The sequence below is a fragment of the Algoriphagus formosus genome, from assembly GCF_002807035.1.
Classification (GTDB): Bacteria; Bacteroidota; Bacteroidia; order Cytophagales; family Cyclobacteriaceae; genus Algoriphagus; species Algoriphagus formosus.
Genome location: NZ_NIUC01000002.1, coordinates 1,983,434 through 2,000,825, shown reverse-complemented (window position 1 = coordinate 2,000,825; position 17,392 = coordinate 1,983,434). Strand labels below are relative to the sequence as shown.

General features: G+C 42.5%; 14 protein-coding genes. 4 read left to right on the top strand and 10 right to left on the bottom strand.

The features are described from left to right. Position 1: 1 nt before the first annotated feature. A complete protein-coding gene (gene carB / locus CDH51_RS14910; RefSeq protein ID WP_100629276.1) occupies positions 2 to 2,821 on the bottom strand; it encodes a carbamoyl-phosphate synthase large subunit in 2,820 nt (939 codons plus the stop codon). Between the two features lie 203 nt (positions 2,822 to 3,024). Between carB and CDH51_RS14905 the strand changes: the two genes are divergently transcribed. The 3 genes from CDH51_RS14905 to CDH51_RS14895 all read left to right on the top strand — a co-directional run bounded on the left by CDH51_RS14905 (position 3,025) and on the right by CDH51_RS14895 (position 7,368). Next, positions 3,025 to 3,708: a response regulator transcription factor gene (locus tag CDH51_RS14905; protein WP_100629275.1), complete on the top strand. Its 684-nt coding sequence runs from the start codon at positions 3,025 to 3,027 to the stop codon at positions 3,706 to 3,708. Next, positions 3,705 to 4,958, top strand: a complete 1,254-nt coding sequence (locus CDH51_RS14900; RefSeq protein WP_100629274.1) for a sensor histidine kinase — start codon at positions 3,705 to 3,707, stop codon at positions 4,956 to 4,958. The genes CDH51_RS14905 and CDH51_RS14900 overlap by 4 nt, the downstream gene beginning before the upstream one ends. Before the next feature lie 64 nt (positions 4,959 to 5,022). After that, complete coding sequence (locus CDH51_RS14895) at positions 5,023 to 7,368, top strand: outer membrane beta-barrel family protein (RefSeq protein ID WP_100629273.1); 2,346 nt, start codon at positions 5,023 to 5,025, stop codon at positions 7,366 to 7,368. A gap of 55 nt (positions 7,369 to 7,423) precedes the next feature. Here CDH51_RS14895 and CDH51_RS14890 read toward each other — a convergent pair whose 3' ends face one another. The 6 genes from CDH51_RS14890 to CDH51_RS14865 form a co-directional block, all read right to left on the bottom strand. Beyond that, positions 7,424 to 7,924 (bottom strand): GNAT family N-acetyltransferase, encoded by a 501-nt coding sequence (locus tag CDH51_RS14890; protein ID WP_100629468.1) that lies wholly within the window; start codon positions 7,922 to 7,924, stop codon positions 7,424 to 7,426. A 145-nt stretch (positions 7,925 to 8,069) separates the two neighbouring features. Then, complete coding sequence (locus tag CDH51_RS14885; RefSeq protein WP_100629467.1) at positions 8,070 to 8,342, bottom strand: hypothetical protein; 273 nt, start codon at positions 8,340 to 8,342, stop codon at positions 8,070 to 8,072. A gap of 73 nt (positions 8,343 to 8,415) precedes the next feature. Then, positions 8,416 to 9,246, bottom strand: coding sequence for a glycerophosphodiester phosphodiesterase family protein (locus tag CDH51_RS14880; RefSeq protein ID WP_100629272.1), 831 nt, complete (start codon positions 9,244 to 9,246; stop codon positions 8,416 to 8,418). Next, entirely contained in the window at positions 9,233 to 9,670 is a 438-nt protein-coding gene (locus CDH51_RS14875) for a UPF0158 family protein (RefSeq protein ID WP_100629271.1), read from the bottom strand. The genes CDH51_RS14880 and CDH51_RS14875 overlap by 14 nt, the downstream gene beginning before the upstream one ends. 90 nt (positions 9,671 to 9,760) lie before the next feature. Continuing rightward, entirely contained in the window at positions 9,761 to 10,408 is a 648-nt protein-coding gene (locus tag CDH51_RS14870; RefSeq protein WP_100629270.1) for an alpha/beta hydrolase, read from the bottom strand. Then, complete coding sequence (locus tag CDH51_RS14865) at positions 10,408 to 10,887, bottom strand: cytidine deaminase (protein WP_100629269.1); 480 nt, start codon at positions 10,885 to 10,887, stop codon at positions 10,408 to 10,410. The genes CDH51_RS14870 and CDH51_RS14865 overlap by 1 nt, the downstream gene beginning before the upstream one ends. A 119-nt stretch (positions 10,888 to 11,006) precedes the next feature. Here CDH51_RS14865 and CDH51_RS14860 point away from each other — a divergent pair, with 119 nt between their 5' ends. After that, positions 11,007 to 12,338: a saccharopine dehydrogenase family protein gene (locus tag CDH51_RS14860; RefSeq protein ID WP_100629268.1), complete on the top strand. Its 1,332-nt coding sequence runs from the start codon at positions 11,007 to 11,009 to the stop codon at positions 12,336 to 12,338. A 12-nt stretch (positions 12,339 to 12,350) separates the two neighbouring features. Here the strand turns inward: CDH51_RS14860 and CDH51_RS14855 are convergent, their stop codons facing one another. The 3 genes from CDH51_RS14855 to CDH51_RS14845 are packed head-to-tail and all read right to left on the bottom strand — an operon-like array spanning position 12,351 to position 17,285. Further along, positions 12,351 to 13,421, bottom strand: a complete 1,071-nt coding sequence (locus tag CDH51_RS14855) for a DUF4249 domain-containing protein (protein WP_232724822.1) — start codon at positions 13,419 to 13,421, stop codon at positions 12,351 to 12,353. After that, positions 13,421 to 15,826, bottom strand: coding sequence for a TonB-dependent receptor (locus CDH51_RS14850; RefSeq protein ID WP_100629465.1), 2,406 nt, complete (start codon positions 15,824 to 15,826; stop codon positions 13,421 to 13,423). The genes CDH51_RS14855 and CDH51_RS14850 overlap by 1 nt, the downstream gene beginning before the upstream one ends. Positions 15,827 to 15,836: 10 nt before the next feature. Then, on the bottom strand, positions 15,837 to 17,285 hold the full coding sequence (locus tag CDH51_RS14845; RefSeq protein WP_157807125.1) for an IPT/TIG domain-containing protein: 1,449 nt from the start codon (positions 17,283 to 17,285) through the stop codon (positions 15,837 to 15,839). Positions 17,286 to 17,392: the final 107 nt, after the last annotated feature.

Sequence of the window (17,392 nt, the reverse complement as noted above, 5' to 3'; positions counted from 1 at the left end):
ATTATCTACTCAAATACAAGTTTCGCTCTGAGTAGATTTTCAAGAAGTAATCGTCCATCAAATCATCAATAAAATAGATTGCCTCACCGGTGGACTTCATTTCAGGCCCAAGCTCCTTATTCACATTTGGGAATTTGTGGAAGGAGAAGACAGGCTCCTTGATAGCATAACCCTTTTTGACCGGTTTGAATTCAAAGTCAGTGACTTTTTTCTCTCCAAGCATCACCTTTGTGGCATAATTCACATAAGGTTCCTGATAGGCTTTGCAGATAAAAGGAACGGTCCGCGAAGCTCTAGGGTTGGCCTCGATCACATAAACCTTGTCATTTTTGATGGCAAACTGAATATTGATCAAACCTTGGGTCTTTAGTGCCAAGGCAATACGCTCAGTATACGTTTCAATCTGACGAATCACCAAGTCTCCCAAGTTGTAGGGAGGTAATACGGCATAGGAATCTCCGGAGTGAATACCCGCAGGCTCAATATGCTGCATGATTCCTATGATATAGACATTCTCCCCGTCACAGATCGCGTCTGCTTCGGCTTCGATCGCACCCTCTAAGAAGTGGTCCAACAAAATCTCATTGTTTGGTATATCCTTCAGCACGTTTACCACATGCTCTTCCAGTTCTTTCTCATTGATCACAATTTTCATCCCCTGTCCGCCGAGTACATAGCTCGGTCTTACCAATAGTGGAAATCCAATCGTCTTGCAAAGCTCAAGCGCTTCATCTGTATTGTGAATTGTACCAAACTCTGGATAAGGCACATTATTATCTTTCAGGAGCGTGGAAAACAAACCTCTGTCTTCTGCCAGGTCCAAGGCCTCGTAACTGGTACCAATGATCTTAATCCCGTATTTGTCTAACTTTTCTGCAAGCTTCAAGGCAGTTTGACCACCAAGCTGGACGATTACTCCTTCAGGCTTTTCATGAAGGATAATCTCATAAATATGCTCCCAGAATACCGGCTCGAAGTAAAGCTTATCAGCCACATCAAAATCCGTAGAAACCGTCTCTGGATTACAGTTGATCATGATGGTTTCGTATCCGCACTCTTTGGCCGCAAGGACTCCATGCACACAGGAATAATCAAACTCTATCCCCTGTCCTACCCGATTAGGACCAGAACCTAGAACAACCACTTTCTTTTTGTCAGTACGGATGGACTCATTCTCTTCCCCAAAGGAAGAGTAATAATATGGAGTCTGTGCTTCAAATTCAGCGGCACAGGTATCAACGAGCTTGTAGACACGCTTTATACCCATCTCTGTATAGCGCTTATTGAATACCTCGCTCTCTAAGCAGCCAAGTAGGTGAGCAATCTGACGATCTGCATACCCCTTTTTCTTAGCCATATCCATTACCTCGTGAGGAATGGTATCTATGGTATATTTGTCTATTTCATCCTCAAGATGAATGAGTTCCTCGATTTGCTTCAGGAACCACTTATCGATCTTAGTGAGGTCCTGAATGGTACGGAATGAAATCCCTAGCTTAAATGCATCATATACATGGAAAAGTCTGTTCCAGCTAGGATTAGCAAGTGAATAAAGAATTTTCTCCTGATCCCGGAGTTCTTTTCCATCTGCTCCTAATCCATTTCTCTTGATCTCCAGAGACTGACAGGCTTTTTGCAAAGCTTCCTGGAAATTCCTTCCAATTCCCATCACCTCACCCACGGCTTTCATGGACAGTCCTAGTCGACGATCAGAGCCTTTGAATTTATCAAAGTTCCAGCGAGGAATCTTCACGATCACATAATCGATCGAAGGCTCGAAATAAGCTGAAGTGGTTCCAGTGATGGAGTTCGAAAGCTCATCCAGATTATAGCCGATTGCCAACTTGGCAGCTACTTTAGCAATTGGATATCCAGTTGCCTTTGAAGCTAAGGCCGAAGATCTAGAAACCCGTGGATTGATCTCGATACCGATGATTTCCTGATTGTCAGGGCTGACGGCAAACTGCACATTACAACCTCCGGCAAAGTTCCCGATGGAATTCATCATTGTAATGGCATAGTTTCGCATGCGCTGATAGACCGTATCCGGCAAGGTCATAGCCGGAGCAACTGTAATTGAGTCTCCGGTATGCACACCCATGGGGTCAAAATTCTCAATGGAACAGATCACGATCATGTTCCCGATATTATCGCGCATTACCTCCAACTCATACTCCTTCCAGCCCAAAATACTTTGCTCGATCAAAACCTCGTGAACCGGTGATGCTTGTAGTCCCGCAGAAAGCGCCTTTTCGAATTCTTCTTTGGTCTCTACGAAAGCACCTCCAGCACCCCCAAGGGTATAGGAGGCACGAATGATCAGCGGAAAACCGATCTCCTGAGCAATTTCTTTTCCTTGAAGAAAGGAAGTCGCTGTAGCACCTTTACAGACACCCACGCCGATTTTCTCCATGAGGGCCTTGAATTTCTCCCGGTTTTCGGCAGTATCGATTGCGTCGATATCCACCCCGATCATTTTTACTCCGTGATGCTTCCAGATTCCAGCTTTATCACAGTCGATCGCTAGATTTAATGCAGTTTGACCACCCATGGTCGGCAGTACAGCATCGATATCCGGGTGGTCAGTGAGTATTTTTCGAATGGATTTTTTCTCCAGAGGTAGCAGGTAAACATTATCTGCGGTAACTGGGTCTGTCATGATCGTAGCCGGGTTGGAGTTGATCAAAGTGACGGTGATACCCTCTTCCCGCAGTGATCTTGCAGCCTGCGAACCGGAATAATCAAATTCGCAAGCCTGACCAATGACGATAGGGCCAGAACCGATGATAAGAATGTGCTTGATGCTACTGTCTTTAGGCATTTGAAAGGTGGGTTGAGAAGAAAATTTTACTTAAGTCCAAATTGGGTCAAAATTAGAAAAATATCCGATAGGGACATGGAGAAAAGTAGAAGAATCCTGAATAGAAATAAAAAAAGGCTAATTTGATTACTTCAAAATTGCTTCAAAGCCTAGCTGTAAATTTCAAGACTTTCACCCAAAACCCGCCCCAAAAGTAAAGCCTTATGAAGGTACTTATAATCGAGGACAATGAAGATCTGACCCTAAATATGGTCAACTACCTTGAGCAGGAGAATATCCGTTGCGAAACAGCCAAGAACCTTTTCGAGGCGCAGGACAAGCTTTTGGCTTTCCAATATGATTGCATCCTGCTGGATCTCATGCTTCCTGACGGAAATGGACTGGACATCCTAAGCTTCATCAAATCCAATCAAATCTCTGCAAATGTCTTGATCATTTCTGCCAAAAATGCCCTCGATGATCGGCTGAGAGGTTTGGATTTGGGTGCGGATGATTACTTACCAAAGCCATTTCATCTTTCGGAATTACTTGCCCGGCTTCGGGCCATTTACCGCAGAAGCAAATTGGACGGCTCGGATCAAATCATTTTCAACGAAATCAATCTGGACACCAAACTTCTGGAGGCAAAAGTGAATCAAAGTGTCCTAGACCTGACCAAAAAAGAGTATGACCTACTCCTCTTTTTCCTTACCAACAAAAATAGAGTCATCGGAAAAGAAGCCATCGCCCAGCATCTTTGGGGAGACTATACCGATGACTTGGCCAACTTTGATTTTGTCTACCAACATGTGAAAAATCTTCGAAAGAAGATCGAGAAGTCTGGTGGAAAGGACTACATCAAAACAGTCTATGGCATAGGCTACAAATTTGACGCGAACGCAAAATGAGACTACTAAACCTTCTCACCGCTTGGTATATCTTGATCACAATGGTCGGTCTGCTGATCGGTGGATTTTTGATCTATAAAAAACTCGATTCCGAAATTGACTTCGAACTCGGACGCGAACTAGACCGTCAGATTGATGCCTATGCGCAGAGAGTTAAAGCAGGAGTACCACCAGATCGACTGAATTATGATAAGCTCGAAATAAAAGAAATCCCTTTCAACCTACCCATCGAAGAACTCTCGCTTCGAGATACAGTCGCTTATCATGACCCGATGAACCGCCATGAGAAACAACTCAAGGCTAGTAAATCTTTCAAAACTGAGGACAAACATTACCGAATATCTTATTACAATGTAGTGATTGAAAGCGAGGATATCACTGAGACAGTTGTCATCACTATGGCTTCGATTTTTTTGATTCAGCTGGTGATTCTTGGCTTTTTTGTAAGAATTGGATCTAAGAGAATTCTTAGACCCTTTCATAGAACCCTTTCCAAAATACGAGGCTTTAATTTTCAGCAAAATAAACCCCTGGAATTCGATCAATATGCAATCTCTGAATTTAACAAACTGAATAGTTTTCTCTCTCGAATGTCCCTAAAGCTCCTGAAAGATTATCGTCAGATAAAGGAGTTTTCTGAGAATCTTTCGCATGAGATCCAGACCCCGTCGGCAATCATCCGCGGAAAACTCGAGCATATGATGAATGAGGATATCAGCGAAAATCAAGCTGCGATGATTCAGTCAATCTATCAAAGCAATGAAAAGATCAACAAAATCGTACGATCTCTATCCATGCTTGCCAAGTTGGAGAATGAAGAATTTGAAGCACCGGAGACAATCAATTTGAGTCCAGTTCTTTTGCGAGTAATTGAAAGTATGGAGGAATTGATCGAAATGAAAGATCTAAATCTCAAAACCCAAATCAAAGAGGAGGCTTTTGTAAAAATTCATCCATTTGTAGCTGAAGTCTTACTTCAGAATCTGATTAACAATGCCATCAAACATAATCAACCAGGCGGAAAAATTCAGATTGAACTCAATGACTACTCCATACGCATAGAAAATACCGGAAAACTCCCTGACTTTGATCCAGAAATCTTTTTTGAGCGCTTTAAAAGAGCCGAAAACCGCTCTGATTCAATTGGTTTGGGTCTGGCTATCGTCAAGCAAATCTGTAAAACCTACGGCTTTAGACCTACCTACCGAATTGAAAACAATTTGCACGTAATTTCTATTTTGTTTAAGTAATTGCTTCAAATTCTCTACAAAATCATATTGTACTCTTGTAGCGAAGACTTAAACCAAACCAACAATGTACGCCACAATTAAATCTTTTTACCTCAGTATTTTTCTGGGGCTTTTTATATCAATTCCAATTTTTGGGCAAGAAAACACCCTCTCAGGGACTCTAATCGATGATCAAAGCGGTGGGCCACTCGGATTTGTTCAGGTTGCTTTGTTTCAATCGATAGAAGATGCCAGCCCGACAGTATTCTCAGACACTGACGAAAATGGAGAATTTTCTCTCCGCGCTCCAAAAGGAAAGTATACCTTCAAAGCTTTTTTCTTAGGCTTTGAGGATTTGATCGTCTCTGATATCGATCTGAGCACTTCCAAAGACCTTGGAGAACTATCCATGAAAAGTGAAGGACAAGCCTTGGAGGAAGTCGTCGTCCAAACAACCAAAATGCCTGTTCGATCCACTATGGAAGGCATCACCGTTACTCCAGACAATAACTTGGCAAATACTGGTGGTACACTTTTGGACATCCTAAGAAACACACCTTCTATCACAGTATCTGAGGATGGAAGCATATCGCTAAGAGGTAGTTCGGGTACCAATATCCTGATCAATGGTAGAAACTCCTCCCTTACACAAAACTTGGATCAACTTCCTGCCTCTGCTATTGAAGAAATTAAAATCATCAATAATCCAAATGCTCGTTTTGACGCAGAAGCTGAAGGTGGTGTGATTGACATCATCTTGAAGAAAGGGCAAGATTTCGGTACTCACGGAAATGTAGAAGGCACTTACGGTACTCGGGGTAGAAGTAACATTGGCGGAAGTCTGAATCACAGAGGAAAGCGGTTCAATGTGTTTGGAGGGTATAATTATCGAGATTGGCGGGACGTAGGTGATCGATCTTCTACTCGCGAAATATTCGAAACGAACGAAACGCTCGAACAAAACACACGAAATTCTTCCAGAAGAACGGGACATAATCTAAACGCAGGAGCTGACTATTATTTTGGAAATAATGTGATCAGCTATGAAGGTGTGTATCAATATGGGATGGATTATCAGACCAATACCCTTTTTGCAGAGTTGGAAAGATTGGAAAACGGCGAATTGTTTGAGTTTGATTATGTCCGACGAAACAATGAAAACGAATCAGATGAAGGGATAGATAATGCTTTGATTTTTGAACATTCATTCGCTGACAAGGGGCATACTTTTCGAGCTACAGCTAGTCATTCCTACAGAAATCAGTTCAAAACACAGAACATTGACATTTTCAGAAATACCCTAGACCCCGACCCTTCTAATTTGAATGGTCAGGAACGAGCGGTGACAGATGAAGTACGAAATATTTCAATTTTTCAGGTCGACTACATTAAGCCTCTGGATGAGAAAAGAAAAATCGAAGCGGGTCTGAAATCCAACATTCGGGAATTTGACAATGACTACCGGTACGAGCGTTTAGATGAGCAGAGTCAAGAATTTGTGGAAGACCCTGCCATCAGCAACCGCTTTATTTATAAGGATCAGATTCACGCAGGTTATTTCATTTATGCCAATGCTGGGAAAAAATTTGAATACTCATTAGGGTTGAGAGGTGAAGCAACGATCGTAGACACCTACTTGGCCAATACAGATGAAGAAAATCAGCAGCGTTACTTCAATCTTTTTCCAAGTGTGCAGTCCATGTACAACCTGAATGAGAATCACTCCATAAAATTCACCTACAGTAGGAGAATTGACCGACCAACCGCCTGGAGACTGAATCCATTTCCAGACATTACCGACTCCTTGAATGTAAGAAGAGGTAACCCAAACTTGCAGCCGGAGATGATTGACTCTTTCGAACTTGGGCATTTGGCGAATTTTGATAAGTCAAGCTTTGCTACAAATATCTTCTACCGCCATACTGACGGACAATTGGACTATGTTACTATAATTGAAGACGGAATTTCCTATTCTCAGCCGGACAACTTGCTTTCCTCCACTTCATACGGAGTCGAATTTGTCGGAGTAGGAGAAATCAACGAATGGTACTCGCTAAATGGTGGAGTAACCATCTTTCAGATTTCGGTCGATGGTTCGAATATCGGTGAAGAATTTACCAATTCAGGATTCTCTTGGAACACGAAGCTTACGCAAGACTTCAAACTTCCTTATGGAATCAATTTCCAATTGGTTGCCAATTATGAATCTCCTGAGATCGAAGCCCAGGGTAGAGACCTCTCGCAGTATTTTGTGGATGCCAGTATCCAAAAAGGTTTTGCAGGCAACCGCGGTTCTGTCACATTGAGCGTTAGAGACATTTTCGACACCAGAAGATGGGCTGGATTTGCACGTACCAATACTTTCAACCAAGACTTCTACTCCAAAAGAGAAACCCGGATAGCACTCTTGAGTGCACGATACAGCTTTTAAAAAAAACATAGATTGGGTAATAAGAAAAATGCACCTCTAAATTGGAGGTGTTTTTTTATGCCTTCTCCATTTTCAATTGGTAGAGCATTTCCAAAAGTGGTACACCGAAATTCCTTGATTTGATTTGGCTGACTTTTTTGAAACCAAATCGCTCGTAAAGACTTACCGCTGGGTCAAGTCCAGATGTGGTGTACAAAAACGCACCTTTGTAACCTTTTTCTTTATAAAAATCTATCCACTCCTGCATCAGTTTTTTGCCCAGCCCCATTCCTCTGTATTTCTTTTCGAGGATAAAATACCGCAGTTGGGCCTGCTCGTCCTGCCTGTGCATTAGCAATAAAAAACCAACCATCTCCCCATCAGCCTCTACCACCCACACCTTGTCCCTAGCTGGGTCATATTGCCTGTAAAACTCCAGCAAGCTTTCCATGACATATGCCTCGAAGCCCATCTCAAACCCATGCTCTTCGAAGTAAATTCGACCATGCAGAGCAGCAACTTGACCTAAATCACCAGCCTTGAGTTCATTACGAATAGTAATTTGATGGTCTTCCATGGTCATCTATTTAAGAAAAATCCGTTTGAAGTATAATTAATACGGTTAAAACCAAGTCAACTGGCTTTCACCCAAAATGATCAAATGAAATCAAAAAGGCCCTCAGCTTAAATGGTCAATTAGATGGATTCTCTATTTGAAAAGCTCAGCTTAAACCTCGTTGCTTTAAGACTTTCTCCAACCCATTGTCATTTTTTGGAGCTTTTAAAATCTTATAAATAAAGACTACTGGAATCAGCATAGGAATCAGAAAACCAATTCGTTTTTCTGGAGACATTAACCAACCCCCCATTCCAAAAATCAGGGTTCCCGCAAGAAATCCGATTGCAACTGCATGAAAAATCTTCGAATTTTTCTGCTTCTTTTTCTCAATCAATAATTCTTCATCAGTCATCTCGGCGAAAGTCTTATTTTCCATATCCATGAAATTTTGTTTGGAATAAAAGCCAAATTAAAATAAATAGAATTGCTTGAAAATAAAAGCCCAAATTTTACCGAACACTTTTCTGAAGCAACAATGGATTGTCACTGACCAAGAGGTTGATCTTCCTTTCTTTTAAAAAATTACGGTAACTCTCGCCTTCATCCTCAATAGCTTTTCGATCTACTTCCCCCATCACATCAGTCAGAATGGGAACACCCTCACCAGCAACAGCTTGAAATAAGCTTATTTCAGCATCCTTGGGAACGTAAGCTAAAAATCTTCTTGACCCGAATAACTTCTGGTAGAAGTAAAGGTCCTCCATCCTGGTTACTAATACAGAAATGAGAAAATCACCCTGAATTCCCAAAACCTCTTGAGCTCTTTTTCTATCAAAAGTCAAAACCAAACTTCGAGCATCTAATCCTGCTGCCTTGGTTTGCGATAATACCTCCTCAAGAATAGGCTCCTTCACATCCAACATAATCCAAAGGGAGTCATTTCTAGCAAAATCCAAGAAGCTTTGAAAGGTGGGAATTGGCTCGCCTGTGATTTTCAGCTGAACTTCTGCCAAATCACTATTGGACTTGCTATCCAATCGGCCAAGACCAGAAGTAGTTCTGTCTAGCGTTTCATCATGCAGGAGGTATAATTCCCCATCAGCGTTTTTTCTCACATCGACTTCGAAAAAGTCAATACCGGAAAGCAGGACCGTTTCCATCCCTTTCAGAGAATTCTCCACGGGCTGCTCTTCACTGATACCACGATGGGAAACCGGATAAGACTTGGAAGAGGAAATCAGCTCAAAAAGCGTCTGTGCTGAGAGATGGGTTAAAAATAATGGCAAGAAAAAAAGGCCTAGCATTGCTAAGCCTTTGAGATGGAAATCAGTCTTCTGCATAGTTGAAACTATCCACTTGCTCACGGACCCAATCTTTGTATTTCAGTTGCCGATACTCATGCCACTGATTTTTGTATTTAGACTCATCGATCAAGAACTTATAAGCAGTCATCGATTTAGGTTTGGTCAATGCATTTACCAAATCTTCTGCAAGGTTTCGCTCCTTGACATACCGATCAATAAAATCCTGCATCATTTGATGCTCCTGAGGAATTTCCATTTTGGTAAACTCGGCGTAATTATCAGGATTGGCATCGATTTCATCTAAGATATCCTCCTCATCGGGAGTCAAGTCATAGTTGAAATAATCTTCATCATCCGGCATGTGGTGGATTTTCCTTTTATCGATTTGGAAAAAGCACACCATTCCTTTTAGGAGTTGGGTAGTAATCAGGTCTACCTCTTGATCAGTAAGCGAAAGCATTGGTTTTTAATTATTTCTGGAAAAATAATGAAAGTCGGTTTTTGTACCAATTGTTTTTTTCACACAAAAGAAAGACCAAATTCTGAGCTATCAAGCCTTTTCTACAATTTTTCTTAAAAGCTCCGAATCCAGCTCATGCCCACCTTGAAATTCAAGTTGCTCCACCCTTCTATCCAATCGTTGAATCAGGAGCTTTTGACGAGCTAAACTCTCCTCGGTAATCAATTGATCCTGAGAACCTAACACTGAAAAAATCGTAGTTTCCTCAAATTTATCCCGTGCAATATCCAAAGCCATATCCTCTGCAAATCCTCCAGCCCAAAGCACCAATGTATCCAAGCTCCCTTTCCATTGGGCAGCCCATCGCGTAGCAGTTGCAGCACCCTGAGAAAATCCGAGTACATGGATTCTAGGCTTTTGCTCAAAAGAATTTAAAATCCCTTCTAGGAGACTGTCCAAGTAGCGATGATTATTGGCAATGGCCAGCTCACGCTCATGACGGGTCATCCAATTTGCACCGACCCTACCTTTAAAGTCTTTCAGATAGGAATAATTAGTGGCTTCCGGAGCAAGAAACAACCTTTCTTCGGTAGCTAAGAACTGAAATTTTCGAAGGAAATACTCCGCCAACTGTCCGTAACCATGAAAAACGACCCATAAATCTTTGACCTTTTCGTCAGGTTCTTTGGACAAAAAATACGTGGACTCGTATGTAAAGCGATGCGTAGATCGAATCATCAGGAATTTAAATCATCAAATTTCAAAGGTAACAAGGCTGATATTCCAGGAATAGAATAAACCCTGCCATCCTCCCGTAAGATAAGCATCTTGATTTTATGCTTAAAGCGGTTTTCTACCTCATTGATGACCTGTCGGCAGATACCACAGGGGGACACATTGGCCCAGGATTGCTCTCCTTTTCGTCTGGCCACGATCGCTAGGCATTCTGGAGCGGACTCTGGATAATTTGCTCCGGCATAGCTAAGTACCAAATGCTCCGCACAGACTCCCGCAGGGAAGCTGACGTTTTCCTGATTGCTGCTTTTGAGAATAGTACCATTTGAAAGCATCACCGCTGCCCCTACCTGAAAGTTGGAATAAGGGGCATATGCTTTTTCGGAAACCTCCTGTGCAGTTTGCAAAAGCGATTGCTCATCAGTGCTTAAATCTTGAATATCAAGGATTTCAAAAATTGAATCTGTATTATCCTTAGTCATAGTTTTCGAAGATGGAAAAAATAAGACGATTTACAGTCACAATTGTTTTTCATTTTCCTCCCATTTACTTTTTTCCTGAAGTATTTATTGACCAATTTTAGCTGAGAAACCCCAGAAATATGAAGCAAATTTTGATTTTGGGAGGTGGGAAATCCTCCACTTTTTTAATTGACTATTTAGTAGCCCAAGCTGGAGAAAAACACCGCGAGATCATCTTGGCTGATTTGGATAGTAGTGTAGCAGAAAAGAAGCTCCAAAATCGTCCGAATACCCGTGCGGAAGCCTTGGACATATCCAATGCAGAAAGGCGAAGAGACCTTATCGAAGAGTCAGACTTGGTCATTTCTATGCTTCCGGCTCGCCTGCATCCACTTATAGCAGAAGACTGTGTCGCGCTTGGCAAACACTTTTTCTCAGCATCCTATGAAAGCAAAGAGATCAGAGCCTTGAGATCGCAAATTGAAGAAAAAGGACTTTTCTTTCTGAACGAATGTGGATTGGACCCTGGCATCGATCACATGTCTGCCATGAAAATCATCGATGAGGCTAAGGCCAAAGGGGAAGAGATCCTTTCATTTAAGTCTTACGCGGGAGGATTACTTTCGCCCGAATGTGAGGATAACCCTTGGAAATATAAATTCACCTGGAACCCAAGAAATGTGGTTTTAGCAGGACAGGGAATGTCCCGCTATATCGAACAGTCCCGACTCAAATACATCCCTTATCACCAACTCTTCACGCGAATCAAACCAATCCACTTCAAAGGCTTGGGAGAGTACGAAGGCTATCCAAATCGTGACTCACTCGGCTATCGCAAAACCTACGGATTGGAAAATATCCCAACCATGCTTCGGGGTACGCTGAGGAGAACGGGATTTTGCAAGGCTTGGGATATTTTGGTTCAACTCGGTCTGACCGATGACAGTATCGAGCTCAATCCTCCACAGGGAAGTAGCAAACGGGATTTCCTGAATAGCTTTTTACCCTTTGATACCGACCGTTCTGTAGAAGAAAAACTCACCGATTTCTTTCCGGAAATGGATTTCCCGACTTTTGAAAAAATTCAGTGGATAGGACTTTTTTCCCATGATCCTTTGCCTATTTATCAAGGAAGTCCAGCCCAGATTTTACAGGCGATTTTAGAAAAAGAATGGGCTCTCGAAGAAGCTGATCGAGACATGATCGTGATGCAGCATCAGTTTGAAATCCGAAAAGGGGATAAACATCAAAAATTGCTCTCCAGCCTAGTTGTAAAGGGAGAAAATGCCTCTCTTACCGCAATGGCAAAAACAGTGGGTCTGCCGCTTGCCATTGCAGTGGATTTATTTTTGGAAGGAAAAATCAAACTAAAGGGTCTGCATATTCCCATTAAGCCAGAAATATACCTACCCATCCTTGAGAAATTAGAGGAATTTGGGATCCGATTTGAGGAGGAACTACTGGAAGACTAAACCCTAGTACTTTTATGGATTCCAATCAGCAGGAGCATCTTCCTGAGCTCCTTCTACCAATCTACAATCATCCGGGATGATCGCTTTTGGTTGCTGAAAAGTCAAGTCATTTTTATCAATATAAATCCTTCGCACTGTCTCAGCACCTGCTATGAAGTACCCAAGAACTACTTCTTCTGGATCCTCTAAATTCACTAAGTTACCTCGGATATTTGCTGGTGGTGGATCAAACACTGAACCACTGATTTCTGTCTGCTGCTTGACCAATCGAAGGAATCGATAGGCATCCTGGGAGATACTGATTTGACGGAGGTCAACCCGGTAGGTATTGACAAACCTAAGACCATCATCTTCTACGAAACCAGCGACGATCTTGGTGCTAAGGCCATTAAAATTATCATCATTGGCAATGAAAATCCCACTATTGTCAATTTGCTCATTTCTATAGCAGGTAAAACAACAGGGCTTTGGCTGAGGCTCACGGCTCGGGTTGGTATCAGAAGGTCGCGGGGTAAACAAATCAGGTCGAGTTTCAAGTACATAAACAGCCGGACCGTTTTTCCAGAAATAGAAATTATTCTCACCAGCAGGATCTTGGATATCTACCACCAACTGCACGCCTGAGCGTGGATTGATTTCCCCTTCCACAGGCACGGTTGTAGTCTGAACAGAAAGATTACTGATCTCAGGTACAGCCTGAACCTTTTCTGGAAAGGACGAATAAACTTTTCCTTCTGTAGTCTGAATCTGAAGTGTATAAGACCTCCCTGGTACAGTGGCAAAATCAGTAGTAGTCACATAGGTACCCCGGTCTTCTTGATCCTCTTCCAAAAAAACCACATTACCCAAATCATCTCTTACCACCACCGTTGCACTTCTCACTGGCCGAATCAATCCTTCAAATACTGACCCATAGGTATCACTACGAGTCAACCTAACGGTCTGTCTTCCCGGCTGAGAAGTGAATACTGCTTCTACGGTAAGCAATTGCTCGCCTGTCTCCAGTCCTGCCTCAAAAGGATCAATACAAGCCACTGGCAGGAGAAAAATCAGGTATATAAATCTTCTTAACATCTTTTCCATCAAAACTTGATTGAATAACTCAAACTAGGCAGTGGTACTCCCAAAATTGCCAATCGATTAGCCTGTGGTGGAGCACCTTGCTCATCCACAAAAAACAGAGAGAATGGATTTTTGCGTCCATACAAATTCAAAATAGAGAAGGTCCAATCCCCATCCTCGAAAAACCGTCCGCTTCCCTTGAGCTTGAAATTGACTGCCAAATCCAATCGGTGAAAGTCAGGTAAGCGTTGCTCATTTCTACGGTTGAAATAGGCCAAATTATTTCCGGCATAATCAAACTTTGCCTCCGGAAAAGTAACTGGTCTTCCAGTACTATAGCCGAAGGTAGCAGATACCGAAGTATTGGTACTTAGCTTGTAATTTCCAATTAGAGTCACATCATGTGGCTTGTCAAAATTGGAAGCAAACCACTCTCCGTCATTGATTATTTCCTCCTCGTATGCTGTGATAACTCGTCTTAAACTCCTAGAGTAGGTGTAAGAAATCCAACCCGTCAGCCTTCCAAGGTTTTTCTTTGCGTAAAGTTCCACACCAAAGGCTCGTCCCTGGGCAGGAACAAGTTCAGTCTCGAGGTGATTTTGTAAAATGAGATTCGCCCCATCCTTATACTCAACTACATTCTGAATGTCCTTGTAATACACTTCGATCGAAGTCTCGAAAATATTCCCCATGAAGTTGTTGTAAAAACCGATGGAATATTGATCCACAATCTGCGGCTTCAGAAAGTCATCGCTAAGTTTCCAGATATCAGTAGGTGCAATGGTTGCCGTGTTGGAGATCAGGTGAATGAACTGGTACATTTTATTGTATCCAGCTTTGATCGAGCTATACTTAGAAAGAGAATAGCGAATAGAAGCTCTTGGCCCAAGTCCATCATAGGAAATGATTTTATCCCCTTCAGCATAGTCAATTTCTCCAATCGCACTACCATCAGACAGTGGCTGGTTTTCGGCATATTGACGAACTGTACGAGGACCAAAGTACTGGAACAGGTCATAGCGCAAACCATAGGAAACCCCGATTTTTTCTCCCAGCTCAAACTCATGCTGGAAGTGTGCGCCCATTTCTCTACCAAATTCATCTTGGACTTTCTGTGGCAGAATTCCCGACTCTTGCTGATTGGTAGGTACCAATTCTCCCGGCTGAATAGTCAGATCTTTAAAATCTCCACCAACTGTCAGCATATTGGTTTCGGAAAAATTATAGGTAGCAAAAAGCTTCACTCCATAATCTTCGATACCAGAATTAAGATCAAAATCATTGATCCCGGATCGATTGAAAATATTGTAATCGTATTGAGTCAGATAACCCAAAGCCTGAATCCCTAGTTTTTCTCCAAATCTCCCCTTCCAGTTAATCGAGTGAGAGTTGTTTTTCCAAGAAATCGTAGTATCCGAAGCAAAAGCAAAATCATCGTAGGAAGTGTAGTAACTGTAGGTAAACTCTTGCTTTTCAGAAATTGGAGCTGAAATAACCAGATTCCCATCATAGAAATTTGCCTGGGAATTATTCAAATCCGGATTACTCAATGCACCCAAAAACCAATTGATATACGAACCCCTGAAACCTCCTTTGATGGAAACTTTTTCCTTGACCAATGGTCCATTGATTCCAATTTTCCCTGAGTAGTTACTCACCATCAAGTCTCCTCCCCATCGGTCTATACTTCCTGCTTTGGGCTGAATATCCAAAATGGATGATCCACGACCTCCAAATCTCGCAGGAATCACCGATTTGTAAAGGGTTACATCATTGACTATATCGGGATTGAAGGAAGTGAACAGGCCAAAAAGGTGGGTTGGGTTATAGATTGGAGCTCCAGCAAATTGAATTAGGTTTTGATCTGCACCTCCACCCCTCACATTTAGTCCGGCGGCCGCTTCTCCCACTTGGGAAACACCGGGTAAAGTTGCCATGGATCGAATAATGTCCACTTCTCCCAAAAATGGAGGCAACTCCCGAATGGTATTCATACTCATTGTCACGGCTCCCATATCGGTGGAGCGAATATTCTTCTCTGGATCCCTTCCAAAAATGACCACATCGTCCAATTCGAAGTCTTCCTGAATCATCCGCATGGATATCCTTCCATCTCCTACAGCCACAATCGGATAAGTGATGCTCTCATAGCCTACATAACGGAACTCCAGCGTGTACTCCGCTCTGTCCAGGTTAAATTCAAATTCGCCGTTATTATCTGTGATTCGGGTTTGGTTGATCTCGGTGATAGTGACCGTTGCACCCACCAAGGCTTCCCCCGTGATTTCGTCAATGATCCGACCATTGATCCGGATATTTTTCAATTGCCCAATATCTCTACCGATGACTGTCGGTTTGGCTTTTTCTTGTGCCATCCCAATAGTCACTAGACAAATGGTAAGGAACGTGAGTAGAATTTTCTTCATAAATAGTCTTTTAAATACCATCCGGGTCAAATCGATAAAAATCCATTGGGAACTGCCCTGCCAGCGTAATATCGGGCACCCTCATGATATACAAGGATTCGCCACTGACGAAATGTCCCACAATGACACTCTGAGGGAGACCCGGCATAGGGTTTTTCGGCTTCCAGCTAAAACTGTTCAAATCCAACTCAAATACTTGATCTGACCGCTCAAAGAGTCCAATAAAGGCCTTATCGCCAATTACCCTCGCCATTCCTCTTCCATTTCCCAAAGAGCCAGGATATGTCCCAATAACATCCCAAGCACCTAAATTTGGATTGTATCGCCAGATTGTACCGTCCAAGGAATCAATCAAATAAGCATTTCCCTGGTAGGTAAACACAGCATCATTCCGAGTGAATTCTTGCTCAGGAGTGGGTAAAAGCTCCCATCGCATCTCAGATTTGTCAAAGCGGAAGAAAAATTTCGTGGTGTCAGGATTTTTACCAAGAACATACAAATCCTCTCCCAGCTCAAATGCAATGGCATCCCTGCTCAAGAAAGGCAAATCCGGCAATTGGGTAAAAGCGCCGTTTTCATAGCCCCAAAAACTTCCTTCATAAACGAAGGGGTTGGAGCCCAACTGGCTCAGTCCTCCTCCAATGTAATGATCAGTGGAAAAGGCAAAGGATCGACTGGCTCCCGGAAAAGCTACCTCTTGCCAAGTGGATGAAGATAGGTCATACCGCTGGAAACCAGGTAAAAACACCAATCTCCGCTCGGAACCTAGGCCAATGAAAAACCTATTCGGTCCATCCTGGAAGAAAACATTGTCGTAAACCCGGATGGATTCAGGAAATGTACCAATCTTCTCGTAAGTGCCTATCTGATATTCAAAACTTTCGGGAAGTGATACTTCACGATCCTGAACGACTACTCTAATTCGGACAGTGCGGTTTCCTTCTGGAATGGGTACACGAACCCGAAGTCTACTCTGAAGTGTATTTTCAATCACTTGTGCCTCTTGCCCTCCAAAAAACACGCGAGTATCTGCACCAAAATTCCTTCCTTCTATCAAAATCTCCTCACCCACGGCACCGAACTTTGGAGAAAATTCGATAATCGCAGGCTCTAAAGTGGAGAGCTCTAGGACATTCCCAAATTCAATCTCAGCTCCTCTGTCCATGAATGCTTTCGCGAAATAAGGTCTCCCAACTCTCAAGCCGGTCAATTGACCGATAAATCTGCCGGGACCATCTTTTTCTCCCAGTGAAACGATCGCAGGGCTTGAAAATGACGCATCCTCTGAGACGTAAAAGCCATGATCTACTAGAGAGATCTCCTGATTACTGATTACTCGGCCTAATAAGCGGATCTCATCACCGCTTGCAAATAATACTTCCTCCGTAGTAACGAGGATTACTTCAGGGTCCTCCTCGGTACAAGAAAGAATACACATGAGCATAAAAACTAAGCTCAAGAACCGAAATTTTAACATTTGTGGTAGTCTTTTAAATCTCAAAAATAGAGAAATACATACTTTATCCAACTACGAATTCAAAATCTAATTTGCTACAGCGAGCAGAA